The sequence below is a fragment of the Rhodobacter capsulatus genome, from assembly GCF_052363185.1.
Classification (GTDB): domain Bacteria; phylum Pseudomonadota; class Alphaproteobacteria; order Rhodobacterales; family Rhodobacteraceae; genus Rhodobacter; species Rhodobacter capsulatus_E.
This window is the reverse complement of record NZ_CP198955.1, coordinates 1,791,341-1,812,121: the sequence shown is the minus strand read 5'-3', so window position 1 is coordinate 1,812,121 and position 20,781 is coordinate 1,791,341. Positions and strand designations below refer to the sequence as shown.

Annotated in this window: 18 protein-coding genes; 10 read left to right on the top strand and 8 right to left on the bottom strand. The window is 65.8% G+C overall.

Annotated elements, in window-relative coordinates; genetic code table 11:
- Positions 1-58: 58 nt before the first annotated feature.
- Positions 59-1,165 (bottom strand): 3-dehydroquinate synthase, encoded by a 1,107-nt coding sequence (aroB, locus tag ACTTAG_RS08965; protein ID WP_444465142.1) that lies wholly within the window; start codon positions 1,163-1,165, stop codon positions 59-61.
- Positions 1,166-1,729, bottom strand: coding sequence for a shikimate kinase (locus ACTTAG_RS08960; RefSeq protein WP_444465141.1), 564 nt, complete (start codon positions 1,727-1,729; stop codon positions 1,166-1,168). It abuts the gene before it with no gap.
- Positions 1,730-1,919: 190 nt separating this feature from the next.
- On the opposite strand from ACTTAG_RS08960, the gene ACTTAG_RS08955 reads away from it, so the two are divergent.
- Genes ACTTAG_RS08955 through ACTTAG_RS08940 form a run of 4 tightly spaced genes read left to right on the top strand, consistent with a single transcriptional unit; the run spans position 1,920 to position 6,100 of the window.
- Positions 1,920-2,198 (top strand): hypothetical protein, encoded by a 279-nt coding sequence (locus ACTTAG_RS08955; protein WP_444465140.1) that lies wholly within the window; start codon positions 1,920-1,922, stop codon positions 2,196-2,198.
- Entirely contained in the window at positions 2,188-3,765 is a 1,578-nt protein-coding gene (locus ACTTAG_RS08950) for a hypothetical protein (RefSeq protein WP_444465139.1), read from the top strand. The genes ACTTAG_RS08955 and ACTTAG_RS08950 overlap by 11 nt, the downstream gene beginning before the upstream one ends.
- Entirely contained in the window at positions 3,762-4,703 is a 942-nt protein-coding gene (locus ACTTAG_RS08945; protein WP_444465138.1) for a site-specific tyrosine recombinase XerD, read from the top strand. Before ACTTAG_RS08950 ends, ACTTAG_RS08945 begins: the two co-directional genes overlap by 4 nt.
- Before the next feature lie 47 nt (positions 4,704-4,750).
- Positions 4,751-6,100: an HlyC/CorC family transporter gene (locus ACTTAG_RS08940; protein WP_444465137.1), complete on the top strand. Its 1,350-nt coding sequence runs from the start codon at positions 4,751-4,753 to the stop codon at positions 6,098-6,100.
- A gap of 155 nt (positions 6,101-6,255) precedes the next feature.
- Here the strand turns inward: ACTTAG_RS08940 and ACTTAG_RS08935 are convergent, their stop codons facing one another.
- The 6 genes from ACTTAG_RS08935 to ACTTAG_RS08910 form a co-directional block, all read right to left on the bottom strand.
- Positions 6,256-7,812: a trimethylamine methyltransferase family protein gene (locus ACTTAG_RS08935; protein ID WP_444465136.1), complete on the bottom strand. Its 1,557-nt coding sequence runs from the start codon at positions 7,810-7,812 to the stop codon at positions 6,256-6,258.
- 69 nt (positions 7,813-7,881) lie between these two features.
- Positions 7,882-8,967, bottom strand: coding sequence for an ABC transporter ATP-binding protein (locus tag ACTTAG_RS08930; RefSeq protein WP_444465135.1), 1,086 nt, complete (start codon positions 8,965-8,967; stop codon positions 7,882-7,884).
- Positions 8,960-10,585, bottom strand: a complete 1,626-nt coding sequence (locus ACTTAG_RS08925; protein WP_444465134.1) for an alpha-amylase family glycosyl hydrolase — start codon at positions 10,583-10,585, stop codon at positions 8,960-8,962. Before ACTTAG_RS08925 ends, ACTTAG_RS08930 begins: the two co-directional genes overlap by 8 nt.
- Positions 10,586-11,734, bottom strand: coding sequence for a carbohydrate ABC transporter permease (locus tag ACTTAG_RS08920; RefSeq protein ID WP_444465133.1), 1,149 nt, complete (start codon positions 11,732-11,734; stop codon positions 10,586-10,588). It abuts the gene before it with no gap.
- The gene (locus tag ACTTAG_RS08915; RefSeq protein WP_444465132.1) at positions 11,731-12,741 is read right to left on the bottom strand and encodes a carbohydrate ABC transporter permease; all 1,011 of its coding nucleotides are present in this window, start codon (positions 12,739-12,741) and stop codon (positions 11,731-11,733) included. The genes ACTTAG_RS08920 and ACTTAG_RS08915 overlap by 4 nt, the downstream gene beginning before the upstream one ends.
- A gap of 58 nt (positions 12,742-12,799) precedes the next feature.
- Entirely contained in the window at positions 12,800-14,155 is a 1,356-nt protein-coding gene (locus ACTTAG_RS08910) for an ABC transporter substrate-binding protein (RefSeq protein ID WP_444465131.1), read from the bottom strand.
- Positions 14,156-14,424: 269 nt separating this feature from the next.
- On the opposite strand from ACTTAG_RS08910, the gene ACTTAG_RS08905 reads away from it, so the two are divergent.
- The 6 genes from ACTTAG_RS08905 (at position 14,425) to ACTTAG_RS08880 (ending at position 20,781) form a co-directional block, all read left to right on the top strand.
- A complete protein-coding gene (locus ACTTAG_RS08905; protein ID WP_444465130.1) occupies positions 14,425-15,474 on the top strand; it encodes a LacI family DNA-binding transcriptional regulator in 1,050 nt (349 codons plus the stop codon).
- Entirely contained in the window at positions 15,471-16,799 is a 1,329-nt protein-coding gene (locus ACTTAG_RS08900; protein ID WP_444465129.1) for a GH1 family beta-glucosidase, read from the top strand. Before ACTTAG_RS08905 ends, ACTTAG_RS08900 begins: the two co-directional genes overlap by 4 nt.
- Before the next feature lies 1 nt (position 16,800).
- Complete coding sequence (locus ACTTAG_RS08895; protein ID WP_444465128.1) at positions 16,801-17,778, top strand: glucokinase; 978 nt, start codon at positions 16,801-16,803, stop codon at positions 17,776-17,778.
- A 147-nt stretch (positions 17,779-17,925) separates the two neighbouring features.
- Complete coding sequence (locus tag ACTTAG_RS08890) at positions 17,926-18,201, top strand: STAS domain-containing protein (RefSeq protein WP_444465127.1); 276 nt, start codon at positions 17,926-17,928, stop codon at positions 18,199-18,201.
- Positions 18,198-18,563, top strand: a complete 366-nt coding sequence (locus ACTTAG_RS08885) for a response regulator (RefSeq protein WP_013067490.1) — start codon at positions 18,198-18,200, stop codon at positions 18,561-18,563. Before ACTTAG_RS08890 ends, ACTTAG_RS08885 begins: the two co-directional genes overlap by 4 nt.
- Positions 18,564-18,573: 10 nt before the next feature.
- Complete coding sequence (locus tag ACTTAG_RS08880) at positions 18,574-20,781, top strand: chemotaxis protein CheA (RefSeq protein ID WP_444465126.1); 2,208 nt, start codon at positions 18,574-18,576, stop codon at positions 20,779-20,781.

Below are 20,781 nucleotides of genomic sequence, written 5' to 3'. Positions count from 1 at the left end.
CGCAAGGGCCGCTTTTGCAAGGCCTGACCGCCCGGCGCGGTCAGGCCTTTTTCTTGGGCTACCGCCGCGCCAAAGCCTCGGTCAGCAGATCCTTCAGCACCTCGCGCGGCACCTCCGAGGTCACGAACGCCGCGCCGATCCCCCGCGCCAGAATGAAGCGCAGCTTGCCATCCAGCACTTTCTTGTCCTGGCCCATAAGCGCGATCAGCCCCTCGGCATCCGGCAATTCCCCGGGAATATCAGCCAGTTCGACCTTCATCTTCATGTCGCGCAAATGCGCCCGCACACGCGATGGCGCCTCTTGCGAACACAGCCCCAAGCGTTGCGAAAGCTCGAAGGCCAGCGCGCAGCCGATCGCCACACCCTCGCCATGCAGCAGCCGGTCGGAATAGCCCGTCGCCGCCTCCAGCGCATGGCAGAAGGTGTGACCCAAATTCAGCAAAGCCCGGTCGCCCTCCTCGGTCTCGTCGCGCGCGACGATCTCGGCCTTCATCTCGACGGAGCGGCGCACCGCATATTGCCGCAGGCTCGCATCGCCCGCCGCCATCGCCGGGCCGTTCGCCTCGAGCCAGTCGAAAAACGCCGCATCGCCCAGAAGCCCGTATTTCACCACCTCGCCGTAACCGGCCAGAAAATCGCGCGGCGCCAGCGTATCGAGAAGCCCGATATCGGCCAGAACCAGCGAGGGCTGGTGAAAGGCGCCGATCAGGTTCTTGCCCGCCGCGACATTGATCCCGGTCTTGCCGCCCACCGAACTGTCGACCTGCGCCAGCAGCGTCGTCGGGATCTGCACGAAACGCACGCCACGCCGCAACACCGCCGCGGCAAATCCCACCAGATCGCCAATGACCCCGCCGCCAAAGGCGACAACGATATCCTTGCGCTCGACCTTTTGCGCCAGAAGCCATTCACAGACGCGCTCGAAATGCGGCCAGCTTTTCGTGCCCTCGCCCGGGGGCAGCGTCATCGCCACCATCTCGACATCGCCCAAGCCCGCCCGCAGCGCCTCCAGATGCAGCCCGGCCACGGTCTCATCGGCCACCACCGCCACCTTGGGCTTGCGCAACAAGGGCGCGATCTCCGCCCCGGCCTGCGCCAGAAGCCCCGCGCCGATGCGCACCTCATAGGCGCGCGCGCCCAGTTCCACCTTCACCACGTCGCGCATTCAATCCTCCGCGAACAGCCCCGGGTGCCCCCGAAGCGCTTCGATCACCTTTTGCGCCATCTGCTCGATCGACAGGCCCGGCTCGGCCTCGACCGCGACCTGGGCCAGCGCATAGACGGGATAGCGCTGCGCGATCAACCCCGCCAGCGTCGCCTTGGGGTCGGCGGTGCGCAAAAGCGGCCGCGTCGTCTTGCCCTTGACCCGGTTCCACAGCAGCTCCAGATCCGCTTGCAGCCAGACCGAGACCCCCAGCCGCGCGATCATCGCCCGGTTCGCCTCTGACAGAAAGGCCCCGCCCCCGGTCGAGACCACCCCGGGCGTGCCGGTCAGCAGCCGCGCGATCACCTCCGATTCGCGGGCGCGAAAGAACGGCTCGCCATCGCGTTCGAAGATCTCGGCGACCGTGCGTTGCGCCGCGCGGACGATCTCTTCGTCGCTGTCATGAAACGGCACCCGCAGCGCCCGCGCCAGCGCGGTGCCGACCGCGGTCTTGCCCGCGCCCATCATCCCCACCAGCACGATCGTCTTTTGCAGACGCGGAGGAAGTCGTTCTTGCCCGGTCACGCGGCCCTCCCCGGTCCCGCCCTTGCGGGTGCTTGCGCATTCGTGATCTTTGCGCCCCTCAATGGCGTGAACTTTGCCGAAAGGCCATATATAATCTTGCCAGCGCGACGTTTCGGCGGCATGCCCCGCAACGGGCGCAGCAGGCCGGACCGCTCCGGCCCAGTGATCACAAGGACAAGAAAGAAAAACCATGGGGCGCATAATCAAGGCCATTCTCGTTCTTCTTCTGGCGGCCGTGCTGGGCACGCTGGGCTATGCCTATTTCGGCGACATGAGCGCCGATCCGGTCGAGATCCGCTCCCCCGTCGCCCTGCCCGATCTGGCCCCGGCCGCGCCCGCGGTGCCCGCCGCGGCGCTGATGCCCCCGGCCCCGGCAGCAGCAGGGCCCCAGCAACCGGCCGCGTCGCAATCCACCGCCCCGCAAACCACAAACGGCGGCGCAGCGGCGGGGGCGGGGCTTGACGATTGACCGCCGCCTGCTGCTGAGCCTCGTGCTTGCTCTGGCTCCGGCCACCCCGGTCCCGGCCGAGGCGCCGATGTCGGCGATCGACTGGCTGTCAAGCTCGGTCAGCCCCGGGGCGCCGGTCCCGGGCAAGGGTTCTGCGGCGGTGCTGCCCCCGGTCCCGGGCGAGATCCCGGTTTCAGGCGCGGGCACGGTGGAACGCATCGGCGTCGCCTCGCTTGATTCCCCGCAAGCGCCCGCCAGTCTCGGGCTGATGCCCGCCAGCCGCATCGGCCTGCCGCGCGGGCTTTGGGGCGCCACGCCCGAGGCCGATCTGGCCGCCGCGCTGCGCAAGGAACGGCTTGATACCCTGCCCGCGGTGCAGGGCTTCCTGCTGGAACTGATGCTGGCCGAGCTGGACCCGCCGATCACCCCCGCGCCCGAGGGGCGCAACGTGCTGTTTCTGGCCCGCATCGACCGGCTGCTGGATCTGGGCGCGCTCGATCAGGCGATGGCGCTTCTGGAACAGGCCGAGCCCTCCGACCCCGAGATTTTCCGGCGTCGCTTCGATGTTGCCCTGCTTCTGGGCGAGGAAGACCATGCCTGTGAAATCATGGAGAAAACGCCCTCGGTCGCGCCCTCTTATCCGGCCCGGATCTTCTGTCTGGCGCGGCGGGGCAAATGGGATGCGGCGATGCTGACGCTGGGCACGGGCGAGGCTTTGGGTCAGATTGACCGGGAAACCGCCGCCCTGCTTGGCCATTTCCTCGACGATGCGACGGCCGACGAGGCCGAGGATCTGCCGCCGCCCGCGCGGATCAACCCGCTCAATTTCCGGCTGATGGAGGCGATCGGCCAGCCGCAATCGACGACGACCCTGCCCGTCGCCTTTGCCCAGGCCGATCTGCGCACCAATTCCGGCTGGAAGGCGCAGCTCGAGGCCGCCGAGCGGCTCAGCCGCATGGGCGTGCTGGACCCCAACCAGCTGCTGGGCCTTTACACCCAGGACCGGGCCTCGGCCTCGGGCGGGATCTGGGACAGGGTTTCCCTTGTTTCCCAGATAGATGCAGCCCTTTCTTCAGGCAAGACCGAAGAGCTGGACCGGCTCTTGCCGCAGGCCTTCGCGCTGATGCAGGAGCAGGAGCTGGAAACCGCCTTTGCCGCGATGTTTGCCGCGCGGCTGCGCGATCTGCCGCTGTCGGGCGAGGCGAAACGGCTGGCGCTGCGGCTCGCGCTGCTGAGCGGCGATGTCGAGGCCGCGGCGCAGACCCATCCCGAGGCCGCCACCGAAGAGCCCCTGCTGATCGCGCTGGCGCGGGGCAATACGGCCGGGGTTGCCGCGCAGGATCTGTTGGGGCTGACGGTGAAGCGGGTTTTCGACGCCCCGCCCACGACCGTCCCCGCGGCCTATGCGGCGCTGATCCCCGATCGTCTGGGCGAGGCGCTGCTGGCCGCGGTCGACGACATTTCCGAGGGCGCCAAGGGCGATCCGCGCCGGCTCGAGGCCGGGCTGGTGCTGCTGCGCCGGGCGGGGCTGGAAAGCCTGGCCCGCCGCACCGCGCTGCAACTGCTCATCCTGGAGCGGCGCGGATGATCCGCCTGTCGCCGCACGAACGGATCGCCGTCTTCCTTGAGGCGCAATCCGCCGAGGCCGGGGCCGCACGCAACACCATTGCCGCCTATGGCCGCGATCTGCTGGATTTCACCGCTTTCGCGGCGGCAAAGGGGCATGATCTGATGGCGCTCGACCGCGGCGCGGTGGAAGACTGGCTGATCCGGCTCGAGGCCGAGGGGCTGGCGAAAGCCACCCGGGCGCGGCGGCTTTCGGCGGTGAAGCAATTCTACCGCTTCGCCTATGACGAGGGCTGGCGGGTGGACAATCCGACCTTGCAGATTTCCGGCCCCGGCAAGGCGCAGCGGCTGCCGAAGACGCTGAGCATCGAGGAGGTCGAGGCGCTGCTGGAGGCCGGACGCGATCAGGGCCGCAGCCCGGCCGAGCAGATCCGCAACCGCTGCCTGATGGAGCTGCTTTATGCCACCGGCATGCGGGTGAGCGAACTGGTCGGCCTGCCGGTTTCGGCGGCGCGGGGCAATCCGGCGATGCTGATGGTGCGCGGCAAGGGCGACAAGGAACGGATGGTGCCGCTGTCCGCCCCCGCGCGCGAGGCGCTGGCGGCATGGCTTGTCACCCGCGACGCGGCCGAGGACGCGGCCCGGATCGCCCGGCGGCTGCCGCCCTCGCGCTATCTGTTTCCGTCTTCGGGCAAGGAAGGGCATCTGACCCGGCAGGCGTTTCACGCGCTTCTGAAGGAGATCGCGCTGGCAGCGGGGCTGGACCCCGCGCGGGTGACGCCGCATGTGCTGCGCCATGCCTTTGCCACGCATCTGCTGCAGGGCGGCGCCGATCTGCGGGTGATCCAGACGCTTCTGGGCCATGCCGATCTGTCAACGACGGAAATCTACACCCATGTTCTGGAGGAGCGGCTGAAGGCACTGGTGCTGGAACACCACCCCCTGGCCCGCAAGAGGTGATCGGCGCGGCTTGATCCTGCCGCCGCAACGCGTCATCATCGCCCATCATGACAGAAACCACCGTTCTCGCCGCCCTTTCCGCCTTTGCCGACCGTCTCGATATGGCCTTTTGGCTGAATGCCGGGGCCATCGCGATCCTGCTGATGCTCTCGGCCTTCTTTTCGGGATCGGAAACCGCGCTGACCGCCGCCTCGCGGCCGAAGCTGCGCGCCCGGGCCGACAAGGGCGAACGCGGCGCCGAGGCGGCGCTGAAAGTGACCGAAGACAGCGAGCGGCTGATCGGCGCGCTGCTTCTGGGCAACAATGTCGTCAACATCCTTTCGGCCGCGCTGGCCACGGCGCTGCTGACAAGGCTTTTCGGGCAATCGGGCGTCGCGGTGGCGACGCTGGTGATGACGGCGCTGGTGCTGATCTTTTCCGAGGTGCTGCCGAAGACCTGGGCGATCACCAACCCCGAGACCGTCGCCGCGCGGGTGGCGCGGATCGTGCGGGTGCTGATCGTGGTTCTGGCGCCGATCGTTTCGGTGGTGCGCGGGATCGTGCGCGGCATCCTGTGGGTCTTTGGCCTGCGCACCGACGCGAACCAGAACATGTTCTCGATCCACGAGGAAATCGCCGGGGCGCTGGCCATAGGCACCTCGGAAGGCACGGTGGACAAGGCCGACCGGGACCGGCTCTTGGGCGCGCTTGATCTGGGCAACCGCACGGTCGAGGAGATCATGCGCCACCGCTCGCGCATCGAAATGATCGACGCCGAGGAAGACCCGAACGAGGTTCTGGCGCAGGTTCTGGCCTCGCCCCACACCCGGCTGCCGCTTTACAAGGGCGAGCGGGAAAACGTGGTCGGCATCCTGCATGCCAAGGACCTGTTGCGCGCGGTCGAACGGTTCTTGCGCAGCGGCGATGGCAAGCTGGATTCCGTCAGCGATCTTGACCTGATGAAAGTGGCGATGAAGCCCTATTTCATTCCGGAAACGACGCCGCTTGACGAACAGATGCGGGAATTTCTGAAGCGCCGCACACATTTCGCGCTCGTTGTGGATGAATACGGCGACCTGAAGGGGCTGTTGACGCTGGAAGACATTCTGGAAGAAATCGTCGGCGAGATCACCGATGAATTCGACCCCAAGGCCGAGCGGCAATTGAAACCGACCGAGACCGGCGATTATCTGGTCGAGGGCGCGATGACGATCCGCGATCTGAAGCGTGAAACCGACTGGGCCCTGCCCGATGACGAGGCGCATACGGTGGCGGGTCTGGTGATCCACGAGGCGCAGCTGATCCCCGAGGTGGGTCAGGTGTTCTCTTTCCATGGCTTTCGCTTCGAAGTGGCGGGCCGCAAGGACAATCGCATCACGCAACTGCGGATCCGCCCGCTCGAGGAGGCCGGGCAGTAGGGGGGCGCTGCCCCCCTCGGCTGCGCCTTCACCCCCCGGGATATTTGCACCAAGGTGAATGACAAAAGGCGCCCTGCGACGGGCGCCTTTGGGGATGCGGCTTTTTCTTGGCGCAAATACGCCGGGGGTGCGGGGGCAGCGCCCCCCGCCTTGCCTTAGAGGAACGCGTCCGGCACGGCGGCCTTCTTCTTCGCCACATACTCCGCCAGCGCCTCGTTGATGCCGGGGTCGATCGCCGGAGCCTGATAGTCGCCGAGCATCTTCTTCACCCGGACGCTCGCCAGCGCCGCGGTATCGCGCGCGCCCTCCTCGTCCCAGGTCTCGAAGGGCTTGTAATCAAAGAGATCCGTCTTCCAGAACGCATCCTTGAAATTCGCCTGCGTATGGCCGCAGCCCAGGAAGTGACCGCCCGGGCCGACCTCGCGCAGCGCGTCCATCGCCTGACCGTTCGCGCTCATGTCGACGCCGGCCGCAAGACGGTGCAGAACGCCCAGCTGATCGGCATCCATCACGTATTTCTCGTAAGACGAGACCAGACCGCCTTCGAGCCAGCCGCAGGCATGCAGCATGAAGTTCACGCCCGAGAGCAGCCCGATGTTGAGCGTGTTCGCCGTTTCATAGGCCGCCTGCGCATCGGGCAGTTTCGAGCCGCAAAACGACCCGGCCGAGCGGAACGGCAGGTTCATCCGCCGCGCCAGCTGCCCGGCGCCAAGGGTGATCTGCGCCGCTTCGGGCGTGCCGAAGGTGGGCGCCCCCGAATTCATGTCGATCGAGGTCACGAAGGCGCCGAAAATCACCGGCGCGCCCTTGCGGATGATCTGGCTGTAGGCGACGGCCACCATCACCTCGGCCAGCACCTGAGTCAGCGTGCCCGCGACCGTCACCGGTGCCATCGCGCCGCCAACGATGAAGGGCGAGACGATGCAGGCTTGGTTCGCGGCGGCATAGACCTCCAGCGCGTCCATCATGATCGGGTCGAAGGTCAAGGGCGAGTTGATGTTGACGAGCGAGGTCATCACCGTGTTCTCGTCGACGAATTTCTCGCCAAACAGGATCTTGGACATCTCGATCGAATCGACGCAGCGCGAGCGTTCGGTGACCGAGCCCATATAGGGCTTGTCCGACAGCGTCATGTGGGCGTGCAGCATATCAAGGTGACGCTTGTTCACCGCCACATCGGTCGGTTCGCAGACGGTGCCGCCGGAATGGTGCAGATATTTCGACATCTGCCCGAGTTTGACGAAATTGCGGAAGTCGGCAATCGTCGCATAACGGCGCCCGCCCTCCAGATCGCGCACGAAGGGCGGCCCGTAAACCGGTGCCAGCACAAGGCTTTTCCCGCCGATGGTGACATTGCGATCAGGGTTGCGGGCATGTTGCACGAAGCTTGCGGGCGCGGTCTTGCACAACTCGCGCGCAAGGCCCTTCGGGAAGCGGACACGTTCGCCCTGCACATCGGCGCCCACCGCGCGCCAGCGCTCCAGCGCGGCCGGGTTTTCGACGAAGTTGACGCCGATCTCTTCCAGCACCGTCTCGGCATTGGCTTCGATCAGTTGAAGGGCTTCCTCGTTCAGGATCTCGAGGTTCGGGATGTTGCGCTCGATATATTTCGCGAATTCGACCCGGACGGCCGTGCGCTCGGCCCGCCGGGCCGCCCCGCCGCCGCCGCGCGCCCGCCGCCCGCCTGCCGCCTGTTCGATCTCTTCGCTCATCGCGCACCTCCGCTTGGGTCTGTGCCGTTTTACCCGAGGATGCCCCGCCTTCATGCGCGGTTTGCGACATCAGCGATAAAGAAGCGACCGACCGGCATGGAACAGATGCACCTTTTCCGGCGCCGCGGTCAGGCTGACACTCTGGTGGCGCAGCCCGGCATGGATGCCGGGCAGTTTCGCAATCATATGCGGCGCCCCGGGTTTGGCCGCGAAATAGAGCAGCGTCACCTCGCCAAGCGCTTCGACGATCTCGACCGTGCCGGTGAAAAGCCCGGGCCCTGTGATCACAGTCAGATCCTCGGGCCGCACGCCGATATTGACGCGCAGGCCGCGATCGGCTTCGGTCGTCGGCACGGTCGATTCCGCCGTGCCGCCCCCGTCCAGCGTGATCACAGTCCGCGGTCCGGTGGCCGTGATCACACCGGACAGAAGATTCATCTGCGGCGAACCGATGAATTGCGCGACGAATTCGGTCTCGGGGTGCTCGTAAAGCTGCAAGGGCGTGCCGACCTGCGCGATGCCCTTGTTCGCCAGAACCACGATCCGGCTGGCCAGGGTCATCGCCTCGACCTGATCATGGGTGACATAGATCATCGTGCGCCCGGGCATCGCCTCTTTCAGCTGGGCGATCTCAAGCCGCGTCGCCACCCGCAGCGCGGCATCCAGATTGGACAGAGGCTCGTCGAAAAGATAGACCTTGGGGTCGCGCACGATCGCCCGGCCAATGGCGACGCGCTGGCGCTGCCCGCCCGAAAGCGCCTTTGGCAGCCGGTCGAGATAGGGTGTCAGCTGCAGGATGCGGGCGGCATTTTCCACAGCCTTGTCAATCTCTTGCCGGTTCTTCTTCGCAATCTTCAGGGCGAATTCCATGTTCTGGCGCACCGTCATATGCGGATAAAGCGCGTAGCTTTGAAACACCATCGCAATGCCGCGTTGCGCGGGGGGCATGTCGTTCACCCGCACGCCGTCAATCCGCAACTCGCCTGCGCTGATCCGCTCCAGCCCCGCGATCATGCGCAAAAGGGTCGATTTTCCACAGCCAGAGGGGCCGACGAAAACGATCAACTCTCCCGCGGTGATGTCGAGGTCGATGTCCTTCAGCACATCCACCTCGCCATAGGATTTGCCGACGCCCTTGAGGTTGAGGTCAGCCATGGCGGCCTCCGGTCCGGCTCAGGATCGCGTACCCCCAACCGGACAGCGCAACCAGACCCCCGGCGGGCGCGGCCCCGTCAAGCACATGCCATTCCCCCGCGCAGATGACAGTTGCCGGATTATCGGTCAGGTTGAACAGGCAAAGCACCTCGTTTTCGTCGTTTCTGCGGGTAAACCGCAGCAAATCGCCCTCGGTCTCGATCCCGACCATCGCCCCCTTTTGCAACACGGGATGGGCATGGCGCAGCGCGATGGCCTTGCGATACTGGTGGATCAACGCCCCGGGATCGCCCTCGACAACATCCGGGGCGCGCGCGCAATGGGCGGCGGGAACCGGCAACCAAGGCTTGACGGTCGAAAAGCCGCCCTGCGGATCATTGCCCTGCCAGACCATCGGCGTGCGGCAGCCATCGCGGCCCTTGAACTCGGGCCAGAATTCCTTGCCATAGGGGTCCTGCAGATCCTCATAGCCGATCTCGGCCTCGGGCAGGCCCAGTTCCTCGCCCTGATAGAGGCAGACCGAGCCCTTGAGGCACATCAGCAGCGTCGTATAGCAGCGCGCCGCCGCATCGCAGAGCGACCAGCGGCTGATGTGACGCACGACATCGTGGTTCGAATAGGCCCAGCAGGCCCAACCCTCGGGCGCCACCCTTTCGACTTTGCGGAAGACCTCGGCGATATACCCGGCACTCAAGGCCGCATGGCCCGACAAGAGTTCGAACGCGTAGGACATCTGCATCGCGTCGGGGCCAGAGGTGTATTCGCCCAGGATCTCGAGGCCGCGCTGGCTGTCGCCGATCTCGCCCACGGCGGCGGCCTTGTATCCATCCATCAGCTTGCGCAATTTCCGCAGAAAAACAATGTTCTGCGGGTGGTTCTTGTCGTAAAGATGACGCTGGTGATTGTAGGGATTGACCTTGGGCGCGGTCTGATCGTTGCGCTCTTCGACCGGCAGCGGCGGGTTGTCGCGCAGCGCGGCATCATGCATGTAGAAGTTGATCGTATCGAGCCGGAAGCCATCCACCCCGCGATCGAGCCAGAATTTCGCGACCTCCAGAAGCGCCTCCTGCACCGCGGCGCAATGGAAATTCAGGTCGGGCTGCGCGGTCAGGAAGTTGTGCAGATAATATTGTTCGCGCCGGGCATCCCAGGCCCAGGCCGGACCGCCAAAGATCGACAGCCAGTTGTTCGGCGCCGTGCCATCGGGCTTCGGCGCGGCCCAGACATACCAGTCGGCTTTCGGATTCGTCCGGCTCTGGCGGCTTTCCTGAAACCAGGGATGGGCGTCCGAGGTATGCGACAGAACAAGGTCGATCAGCACCTTCAACCCGAGGTCATGCGCCCGCGCGATCAGCGCATCGAAATCGGCCAAACTGCCGAAAAGCGGATCGACATCGCAATAATCGCTGACATCATAGCCGAAATCCTTCATCGGCGAGGTGAAGAAGGGCGAAATCCAGATCGCATCGACGCCCAATCCGGCCACATGGTCCAGCCGCCGGGTGATCCCGGGCAGATCGCCGACCCCGTCGCCATTCGTGTCCTGAAAGCTGCGCGGATAGATCTGATAGATCACCGCACCGCGCCACCAGTCGGGGGATTTTTCAAGGAAGGTCATTCAGCCACCTTTCACCGAGCCGGCCAGAAGGCCGCGCACCAGGTATTTCTGCAAAGCAAAGAAGACGAACAGCGGCACCGCGATCGAGACGAAAGCCGAGGCCGCCAGGATTTCCCAATCCCCCCCGCGCGAGCCCAAAAGCGCGCGCAAAGCCCCGGTCATCACCTGGGTATCGGTGGAATTCCCAAGGAAAACAGTGGCGACGAGGAGGTCGTTCCAGACCCAGAGGAACTGGAAAATCGCAAAGGAGGCCAGCGCCGGGAAGGACAGCGGCAACACGATGCGGCGGAAGATCTGGAACTCGGTCGCCCCATCGACGCGGGCGGATTCGATGATCTCGCGCGGCAGGCCGACCATGTAGTTGCGCAACAGATAAATGGCGAGCGGCAGGCCGAAGCCGGTATGGGCGAGCCAGATGCCCAGATAGCTCTGGTTCAGGCCGATCTGGTTGTGCAGTTTCAGAAGCGGGATCAGCGCCAGTTGCAAGGGCACGACCAGAAGCCCGACGATCACCGCCACCAGAAGCGCGCGGCCCGGAAACCGCATCCAGGCCAAAGCATAGGCGGCAAAGGCGGCAATCAGGATCGGGATGATGGTCGCCGGGATCGTCACCGTCATCGTGTTCAGAAAGGCCCGCCCGATCCCCTCGGCTGTGATCACACGGGCATAATTCTCGGTCGTCAGACGCGGCGGGGCCAGGGTGGTGATGAAGATGCGCAGCCCGCGTCCTTCGGTGAAAGCGGTCGGAGAGGTCAACCGATAATCGCCATTTTCCGCAACCGTCAACCGTTGCCCGTCCTTCAACTCGGCCGTCTCTCCGGGCTGATACGCGCTCGGCGCTTTGGAGGTCACACCCCAGGATTGCAGCTCAGCTTCGGGGGGCAAGACATTGCCGGATATGACGAAAAGATCACCTTCCTGGATCTGGTCCGCCGCCGTTCCGGCACGCACGAACCCCGTGGTCGTCGCCGAAAACGCGGCCCGCCACCAGCCCGAGGTGATGATCTGATCGCGGTCGCGAAACGACGAGACCAAAAGCCCCACCGTCGGGATCGTCCAGAGCAGCACCAGCGCCGCCGCCGCCAGATTGACCGCCCAGACCAGCGCCGAAGACCGCCCGGCCAGGCCCTCTGCGACCCGTGCTTTCATCCCTGCATCTCCCGGTTCGCATTGCGGATGTTCCAGACCATGATCGGCGTCACCAGTGCCATGATCACCAGCGCCACGGTCGAGGCCCGCCCGGCGTCATTCGCCCGAAACATCCAGTCGAACATCAGGTTGGCCATCACCTGCGTGCCCCATTGCCCGTTCGTCATCGTCAGCACGATGTCGAAGACCTTCAGCACGGTGATGGTGATCGTGGTCCAGACGACCGCGATCGTGCCCCAGATCTGCGGCACCCGGATGCGAAAGAAGATCTGCAAGGGCGTCGCCCCGTCGATCGTCGCGGCCTCGATGGTTTCTTCGGGAATGCCGCGCAGCGCCGCCGACAGGATCACCATGGCAAAACCGGTCTGGATCCAGATCAGCACCACCATCAAGAGGAACGAGTTCCAGCCCGGCACCGTCAGCCAGGCCCGCGCCGTGCCGCCAAGGGAAGTCACCAGCGCCGAGAGCAGACCGATCTCTGCCTGACCATCGCCGCGGTAGTCATAGACGAATTTCCACACCACCGCGGCGCCGACAAAAGACACCGCCATCGGCATGAATATGAGCGATTTCGCGACATTCCCCCAGCGGATACGGTCGGTCAGCGCGGCGGCGACCAGCCCGAAAAGCGTGGACAAAGTTGGCACAACAACGAGCCACAAGGCATTGTTGCGCAAGGATTCATGGAATTTGCCATCGGCCAGAAGCCAGCGATAGTTCGACAGACCCACAAAGGTCTCGCCACGGCTGTCATGGAACGACAGCCAGACCGAAACGAAGATCGGATAGACCAGATAGACCGCCAGCGCGATCAGCGCCGGGCCCAGGAAAAGCCAGGGCCGGATCGCCGCCGCCCGCGCCAGATTGCGGCCGATCTTTGGCCCGCGCGGCGGCAGCACCGCATCAAGCACAAGGTTCGAGACCCAGAACCAGGCGACACAGCCAAACACGCCGACGACGATGATTGACACCGCCGACACCGCCTGCGCCATCAAAGACTGATCCATCCGCTCCCTTCCCGAAGCGCGGAAGGCACGCCGCCCCGGCGTGCCTTTCGCTCTCAGATCACTTGATCGCGTCCCAGGATTTCTGGATCTGGGCCGCGACGGTCGCGCTGTCCTTGCCGCCGACGTAATCGACCATGCCGGTCCAGAACGTGCCCGCGCCCACCGCGCCCGGCATCAGATCGGAGCCGTCAAAGCGGAAGGTCGAGGCATTGAGCAGGATCTGCCCCATCTTCTTCAGCGTCGCATCGCCGTAAACCTCGGGGTTCACCGTCTTCAGCGGCGTCAGAAAGCCCGTCTGCGCCATCCAGATCTCATGCGCGATCGGGGTTTGCAGGAACTCGAAAAAGGCCTTCGCCGCCGGGCTTTCCTGCGTCATCACGAAAACCGTGCCCGCTCCCAGCACCGGCTTGCCCAGATCCTTGCCCGCATAGGCCGGGAAATAAAAGAAATCGACATCCTCTCCGATCTGCGTGCCCTCGGGGAAGAAACTCGGGATGAAGGAGGCCTGCCGGTGCATGTAGCATTGCGGCGGCGAGGTGAAGAGCCCCTTCGGACTGTCGCGGAAATCGGTCGCCCCCACCGCGCCCGCGCCCCCGGCCACAAAGGCATCCGTTTTTGCGAACCAGCCGAAATCGTCGATCGCGGCCAGCACCTTGGGGTCGGTGAAGGGCAAAGCATTCGTCGTCCAGGCGTCGTAATCGGCGGGCGTGTTGTTGCGCAGCATCATGTCTTCGACCCAGTCGGTCGCGGGCCAGCCCGTCGCGGGCCCAGATCCCAGCCCGATGCACCAGGGCGTGCCGCCATCGGCCACGATCTTTTCGGTCAGCGCCTTCAGCTCTTCCATCGTCTGCGGCACCTCATAGCCCGCATCCTCGAAGTTTTCCGGGCTGAACCAGACCAGCGATTTCAGGTCGATCTTGTAAAAGAGCCCATAAAGCGCCTTCGTGCCATCAGGCCCGGCATAGCTGCCCAGATCGACCCAGGATTGCCCGGCGGCGTAATTCTCGGCCAGCCAAGCCTGCGCCTCTGCCCCCAGCGGCACCAGCTTGCCCCGCCGCGCCAGATCGGCGGCCAGGCCCGGCTGCGGCACCACCGCGATATCGGGCGGCGATCCGGCCTCGACATTGACCATGATCCGCTGCTCGAACCCGTCGCCGCCGTTATAATCGACGCTCGCCCCGGTCGCCGCCTCGAAGGCCGCCAGCACGGTTTCGAACAGGGCCTTGTCCACCCCGCCCCAGGGGCCGTCGATCACCAGCTTCTGCCCCGTCAGATCATGGCCCGCCTTGAAGGCGTCGAAACTGTCCCAATGGAACCGGGCATCCTCCCCCGGCGCGAATTTCATCTCGCGCGCCAGCGCCCCCGATGTGGCCAGCGCCAGCACTGCCGCGCCCAGCAAAAGGTGTTTCGTCATTCTGTCCTCCCGAGACCGGGCCCAAGGCCCTTGACCACTGCCGCCCGGGGGCTGATCCGACTCGACCCCAAAGCGCTTTGGATGGAAAAGCGTCCCCCAAAGCCGGGCCAAAGTCAACCTTGGCGGTCGCTGCAGCTGCAGCATCGGCCTTTATTCATGCTGCATCGGCAGCATTCCCCGGTCGGCAAGACCCGTTGACGCCCCCCGGCCGAGAGGATTACGATCCGCCCATTCAAACCGCTTTGACACGCGGTCACGCCGGACCCGCCATGAACCTCAAAGACCTCGCGCAGCATCTGGGGCTTTCGCCGACCACCGTCAGCCGGGCGCTGAACGGCTTTCCCGAAGTGGCCGAGGCGACGCGGGCCCGGGTCGAGGCGGCGGCGCGGCAGTACAACTACCGACCGAACACCCAGGCGAAGCGGCTGGCCACCGGGCGGGCGATGGCGATTGGCCATGTGATCCCGATTTCGACCCAGCACGAGATCGTCAACCCGGTCTTTGCCGATTTCATCGCCGGCGCGGGCGAGGTCTATGCCCGGGCGGGCTATGACATGCTGCTGACCATCGTGCCCGACGCCGATCAGGACCGCGCCTATCGCGAGATCCGCTCCAAGGGCAATGTCGATGGCATCATCCTGCACGGGCCGCGGGCGGGCGATCCGCGGATTGCGCTGCTTGAGGATCTGGGCCTGCCCTTCGTCGTGCATGGCCGCGCCTCCGGCATCAGCCGCCCCTATGCCTTTGTCGATGTGAACAATTCCCGCGCCTTTGAACGGGCGACGCGGTTCCTGCTCGACCTTGGCCACCGCCGCATCGCGCTGGTGAACGGGATCGAGACGATGGATTTCGCGCTGCGCCGCCGCCGCGGCTTCGAGCGCGCGCTGGCCGCGGCCGGGCTTGCCGCCGATCCGGGCCTGATGGTGGCGGGCGAGATGACCGAGGCGCAGGGCCATGATGCCGCCCGCGCCATGCTGCGCCGGGCCGAGCCGCCCACAGCTTTCCTCACCTCCTCGCTGCTCTCGGCGATGGGGGTGCGGCGCGCGCTGTGGGAGGAAGGTCTGGAGATGGGCCGCGATGTCTCGATCGTCACCCATGACGACGAGCTTGGCTATCTGCGAAACGGCGCCGAGGAGCCGATCTTCACCGCCACCCGCTCTTCGGTGCGCGAGGCCGGGCGGCGCTGTGCCGCGATGCTTCTGCGGATGATCGAGGCGCCACAGCCCGAACCCGCCTCGGAGCTGCTCGAAGCGGTTCTGGTCTTGGGCGGCTCTACAGGACCGGCCCACAACCCCTTGACCTTGAAAGACAAACCATGACCGCCCTGCCCCCGCGTTCGGCCTTTCCGGAAGGCTTTCTGTTTGGTGCCGCCACCTCGTCCTATCAGATCGAGGGGCATGGGTTCGGCGGTGCCGGCCCGACGCATTGGGACACTTTCGCCGCCACGCCCGGCAATGTGAAAGGCGCCGAAACCGGGGCCCGCGCCTGTGATCACTATCACCGCTGGGCCGAGGATCTCGACCTTGTCGCGGCGGCGGGCTTTGACTCCTATCGCTTTTCCACCTCCTGGGCGCGGGTTTTGCCCGAGGGCCGCGGCGCGGTGAACCCCGAGGGGCTCGATTTCTACGACCGTCTGGTCGATGGGATGCTGGAGCGCGGGCTGAAACCGGCGCTGACGCTCTATCATTGGGAGCTGCCCGCGGCGCTGGCCGATCTGGGCGGCTGGCGCAACCGCGACGTGGCGCAATGGTTTGGCGATTTCACCCGGATCATCGCGCAGCGGCTGGGCGACCGGCTCTGGTCCGTTGCCCCGATCAACGAGCCCTGGTGCGTGGGGTGGCTGTCGCATTTCCTCGGCCTGCATGCGCCGGGCCTGCGCGACATCCGCGCGACGGCGCGGGCGATGCATCACCTTTGCCTGGCGCATGGCACCGCGATGGGCGTGCTGCGCGCCGAGGGGGTTTCCAACCTTGGCGCCGTGTGCAATTTCGAACATGCCCTGCCCGCCGAAGACAACCCGGAATGTCACGCGGCCACAAGGCGTTATGATGCGATCTTCAACCGCTTCTTCGTCGAGGCGATGTTTCTGGGCCGCTACCCCGAGGAGGTTCTGGAGGGCTTCGCCCCCCATCTGCCCGCGGGCTGGGAGCAGGATTTCCCCATCATCACTGCACCCTTGGACTGGTTCGGGATCAATTATTACACCGCCAAGCGCATCGCGCCCGCCGCCGGTCCCTGGCCCGGCACGGCGGAAATCCCCGGGCCCCTTCCTCAAACCGCTTTGGGCTGGGAAATCTGCCCCGAGGGGCTGACCCATCTGCTGATCCGCCTGCAGCGTGATTACACCGGCAAGACCCCGCTTTACATCACCGAAAACGGCATGGCGGCCGAGGATGAGTGGATCAATGGCCGCTGCATCGACGCGGACCGCATCGCCTATCTGGCCGCCCATCTGCAGGCCTGCCGCGCCGCGATCGCCGCGGGGGTGCCGCTTGCGGGCTATTACGCCTGGTCGCTTCTGGACAATTACGAATGGGCCGAGGGCTATTCGGGCCGCTTCGGACTGGTCCATGTCGATTTCGAAAGCTTGCAGCGCACCCCCAAGGCGTCCTATCACGCCTTCAGGAAGGCTTTGGAGCGCTAACATGATCACCGCCACCCCGAACCGTTACGCGCTTCTGGCCGATATCGGCGGCACCAACACCCGGGTGGCGCTGTCCGATCACGGGCGGCTCTTGCCCGAATCGATCCGTCGCTATGCCAATGCCGGGCGCCCCGCGCTGGAGCCGATCCTGGCGGACTACATGCAGACCGAGGGGGTGCGCGATCTGGCGGGCGCCTGTGTCGCCGTGGCGGGGCCGGTGCGCGATGGCACCGCCCACATGACCAATCTGTCCTGGGTGATCGAAAGCGCCGCCATCGCCCGCGTCACCGGGGCCGAAACGGTTGCGGTGCTGAACGATCTGCAGGCGCAGGGCCATGCGCTGGGCCATCTTGCCCCCGACGCCGTGGCAACCGTGCTGCCCGGTCAGCCCGCCCGTCCCGGCTCGGCGCAGCTTGTCATCGGTGTGGGCACCGGCTTCAACGCCGCCCCCGTGCACGAGGCCCCGGGCGGCCGCATCGTCACCGCCTCGGAATGCGGCCACATCACCTTGCCCACCGTCACCGACGAAGACATCCGCCTGATGCGCTTTGTCGAGGCGGCGCATGGCTTTGCCGCGGTCGAGGACGTGCTTTCGGGCCGCGGTCTGGAACGCGTCTTCGCTTTCGCCGCCGCCGAGGCCGGACAGCCGCAGAGCCTGACCGCGGCCGAGGTGATGGCGGAAATCACCGCCCGCAGCCCGCTGGGCCTTGAAACCGCGCGCATCTTCGTGCGCCATCTGGGCGCCGTCGTGGGCGATCTGGCGCTCATTCACCTGCCCTTTGGCGGCATCCATCTGTGCGGCGGCGTCGCCCGCGCCTTCACCCCGCTGCTCGCCGATTTCGGCTTCGCCGCCGCGATGCAGGCCAAGGGCCGGTTTTCAGACTTCCTCGAAGCTTTCCCGGTGCGGGTGATCGAGGATGACTACGCCGCGCTCGTCGGTTGTGGCGCGCATCTGCACGCGCTGGCGCCGCGGATCTGAAAGAACTCCGTAAAAGACGACGCGAAGGCACGGAAAAACCCTGTGCCGTCAAGCCTTATTTAACCCGCAGCCGGTAGACCTCTTTCATGCAGGAATGAAAGGGGAACACGTGTCCGTTTTCCAAACCCATATTTTGGCGAGGTCGGAATGACCACGATTGCTCTCGCCTCCCGGCTCGACCTGTCCCAGGTCACACCGCTTTGCACGGCCTTGCGCGGTGCATCCGGTGCCGATCTCGTCCTTGATGCCTCGGCCGTCACCCATCTGGGCGGTCTTGCGCTGCAAGTCCTCGCCTCCGCCGCCAAAAGCGCCCGGCAGGCCGGAACCTCCCTCATCATCACGCCGCGCTCGGAAGCTTTCGACGACGCTCTTGCCGTCTTCGGAGTGACGCCCGCGGATCTTCAAACCGGAGAGGCCGCATGAGCCTGACTGTTCTGGCGGTCGATGACAGCCGCACCATCCGCGACATGCTGAAACTCGCTCTGACCGATGCGGGGATCACGTTGCATCTTGCCGAAGACGGGGTCCACGGGCTCGAAGTGCTCGACGGCATCGCCCCCGACGCGATCATTTCCGACATCAACATGCCGCGCCTTGATGGCTTCGGCTTCATCGAGGCGGTGCGGGCGCAAGACAAGCACCGGGCGACGCCGATCCTCGTGCTGACCACCGAATCGGCCCCCGAGCTGAAGGCGCGCGCCCGTGCCGCTGGCGCCACGGGCTGGATCGTGAAGCCTTTCGACCCGCCGAAGCTGGTCAAGGCCCTGCAAATGGTTACCGGTTAAGGAGAGCGCGATGGCAACGGACCCGATGGCAGAAATCCGGGCCAGTTTCTTCATCGAATGTGAAGAACTGCTCGAAAGCCTGCAGGATGCGCTCTCCGACATGGACGAGGGCAGCCACGATAACGAGACGATCAACATCGTCTTCCGCGCGGTCCATTCCATCAAGGGCGGCGCGGGGGCCTTCGGCCTCGATGCGCTGGTCGGCTTTGCCCACCGCTACGAAACCGTGCTTGACGAATTGCGCTCGGGCCGGATGACGATCACGCCCGAGGCGATGAAACTGTTCTTCCAGGCGGCCGATTTCCTGCAAGACCATGTCCGCGCCGCCCGCGATGCGGCCCCCCCGCCCGAGGGTTCGGAAGGCTGCCTCGTCGCGCTCGAAGCGCTGATCGGCGGCGGCGCCGGTCCGGTGGTCGAAGAAGAGGTGACCGATTTCCAGCCGATGGGGCTTGCCTTCGATTTCGGCCCCGCCGAGGACGCTCCGGCGACCCCGGTCTGGACGGTGCGGTTCCGTCCCGCGGCCGCGCTTTACAGCTCGGGCAACGAGCCGCTGCATCTGCTTCGGGCGCTCGGCAAGCTCGGCAGCTGCACCACGCGCTGCGATCTGTCGCGCCTGCCGCCGCTGGAAACTCTTGATCCCGAAAGCTCCTGGCTCGACTGGACGGTCGAAATCAGCGGCGACGTGACCGATTTCGACATCCGCGAGGTCTTCGATTTCGTCGAGGATGTCTGCGAGATCGAGATCGAAAGCGGCGCTTCCCCCGCAGCCCTGCCCGGCCTCGCCGAGCTGTCGGCCCCGGGCTTCGATACGCCCGCCCCGGATCTGCCCGCTCTGCCGCCGCTCGCGCAAGACCCCGAGGACCCGATCCCGGTCGCACCCGCGCCGCGGCTCGAAGCCGTCAGCCCCGCGCGCAGCGAGCCCCGTCTCGAAGCCGTCGCGCCGCCCCCTTTCGCCGCGGCTGACCCGGCGGCAACCCCGGGCACTGGTCCGGCCGTGCGCGAGTCAGCCTCCGAACCTTCCGCGACGGTGCGCGTCGATCTCGACCGCATCGACCGTCTGGTCAACCTCGTGGGCGAGCTGGTGATCAACCAGGCGATGCTCGCCCAAAGCGTGGCCGAAGCCGGGCTACCGCCGAATTCGGCGGTGATGACCGGGCTTGAAGCCTTCATGATGCTGACCCGCGACATCCAGGACAGCGTGATGATGATTCGCGCCCAGCCGGTGAAGCCGCTCTTCCAGCGCATGGCGCGGATCGTGCGCGAAGCCTCGGGCGCGGTCGGCAAGGAGGTGCGTCTGCGCACCGAGGGCGAGGCGACCGAAGTCGACAAGACGGTGATCGAACGGCTCGCCGATCCGCTTACCCACATGATCCGCAACGCGGTCGATCACGGGCTCGAGACGCCGGAAAAACGCCGCGCCGCGGGCAAGACCGCCGAAGGGGTGATCACGCTTTCTGCCCAGCATCGCTCGGGCCGGGTGGTGATCGAGGTTTCCGATGACGGCGCCGGGATCAACCGTCCGAAAGTGCGCGAAATCGCCGTCTCCAAGGGCCTTGTCGCCGCCGACGCGCAACTGAGCGACAGCGAAATCGACAACCTGCTGTTCCTGCCCGGCTTTTCGACGGCCGATCAGGTGTCGGCGCTGTCGGGCCGCGGCGTCGGGATGGATGTGGTGCGTCAGGCGATCCAGTCGCTCGGCGGTCGCATCACCATCCATTCGGAACCCGGCAAGGGCACGCGCTTCTCGATCTCGCTGCCGCTGACGCTGGCCGTGCTGGATGGCATGGTGGTGAATGTGGCGGGCGAAACCCTTGTGGTGCCGCTCTCGGCGATCCTGGAAACCGCGACGCTGACCGACGAGGACATCCGCGCCCTTGGCCCGAACACCAATGTGATCCATGTCCGGGGCGCCTTCGTGCCGCTTTACGACCTTGGCGCCGAACTTGGCTACCGCGCGCCGAAATCCAGCTATGCGGGCGGCATCGTGCTGCTCACGGCGCAGGAAAACGGCACCCGCTCGGCCCTTGTCGTCGATTCGATCCTCGAACAGCGGCAGGTGGTGATCAAGGGGCTGCAGCGCAGCTACGGCCATATCCCCGGCGTCGCCGCGGCCACCATTCTGGGCGATGGTCAGATCGCCCTGATCCTCGACCCGCCCGACCTTGTTCAAAACGCCTCCGGACGCACCCGGAGCCAAGCCTTCGCTCTTGCAGGATGA

Excerpts from the sequence above, each read along its gene's own strand:
- ACTTAG_RS08890 (WP_444465127.1), top strand. The coding sequence starts at position 17,926 with ATGACCACGATTGCTCTCGCCTCCCGGCTCGACCTGTCCCAGGTCACA.
- aroB (WP_444465142.1), bottom strand. The coding sequence starts at position 1,165 with ATGCGCGACGTGGTGAAGGTGGAACTGGGCGCGCGCGCCTATGAGGTG.
- ACTTAG_RS08940 (WP_444465137.1), top strand. The coding sequence starts at position 4,751 with ATGACAGAAACCACCGTTCTCGCCGCCCTTTCCGCCTTTGCCGACCGT.
- ACTTAG_RS08895 (WP_444465128.1), top strand. The coding sequence starts at position 16,801 with ATGATCACCGCCACCCCGAACCGTTACGCGCTTCTGGCCGATATCGGC.
- ACTTAG_RS08955 (WP_444465140.1), top strand. The coding sequence starts at position 1,920 with ATGGGGCGCATAATCAAGGCCATTCTCGTTCTTCTTCTGGCGGCCGTG.
- ACTTAG_RS08880 (WP_444465126.1), top strand. The coding sequence starts at position 18,574 with ATGGCAACGGACCCGATGGCAGAAATCCGGGCCAGTTTCTTCATCGAA.
- ACTTAG_RS08905 (WP_444465130.1), top strand. The coding sequence starts at position 14,425 with ATGAACCTCAAAGACCTCGCGCAGCATCTGGGGCTTTCGCCGACCACC.
- ACTTAG_RS08915 (WP_444465132.1), bottom strand. The coding sequence starts at position 12,741 with ATGGATCAGTCTTTGATGGCGCAGGCGGTGTCGGCGGTGTCAATCATC.
- ACTTAG_RS08885 (WP_013067490.1), top strand. The coding sequence starts at position 18,198 with ATGAGCCTGACTGTTCTGGCGGTCGATGACAGCCGCACCATCCGCGAC.
- ACTTAG_RS08920 (WP_444465133.1), bottom strand. The coding sequence starts at position 11,734 with ATGAAAGCACGGGTCGCAGAGGGCCTGGCCGGGCGGTCTTCGGCGCTG.
- ACTTAG_RS08910 (WP_444465131.1), bottom strand. The coding sequence starts at position 14,155 with ATGACGAAACACCTTTTGCTGGGCGCGGCAGTGCTGGCGCTGGCCACA.
- ACTTAG_RS08945 (WP_444465138.1), top strand. The coding sequence starts at position 3,762 with ATGATCCGCCTGTCGCCGCACGAACGGATCGCCGTCTTCCTTGAGGCG.
- ACTTAG_RS08935 (WP_444465136.1), bottom strand. The coding sequence starts at position 7,812 with ATGAGCGAAGAGATCGAACAGGCGGCAGGCGGGCGGCGGGCGCGCGGC.
- ACTTAG_RS08925 (WP_444465134.1), bottom strand. The coding sequence starts at position 10,585 with ATGACCTTCCTTGAAAAATCCCCCGACTGGTGGCGCGGTGCGGTGATC.
- ACTTAG_RS08900 (WP_444465129.1), top strand. The coding sequence starts at position 15,471 with ATGACCGCCCTGCCCCCGCGTTCGGCCTTTCCGGAAGGCTTTCTGTTT.
- ACTTAG_RS08930 (WP_444465135.1), bottom strand. The coding sequence starts at position 8,967 with ATGGCTGACCTCAACCTCAAGGGCGTCGGCAAATCCTATGGCGAGGTG.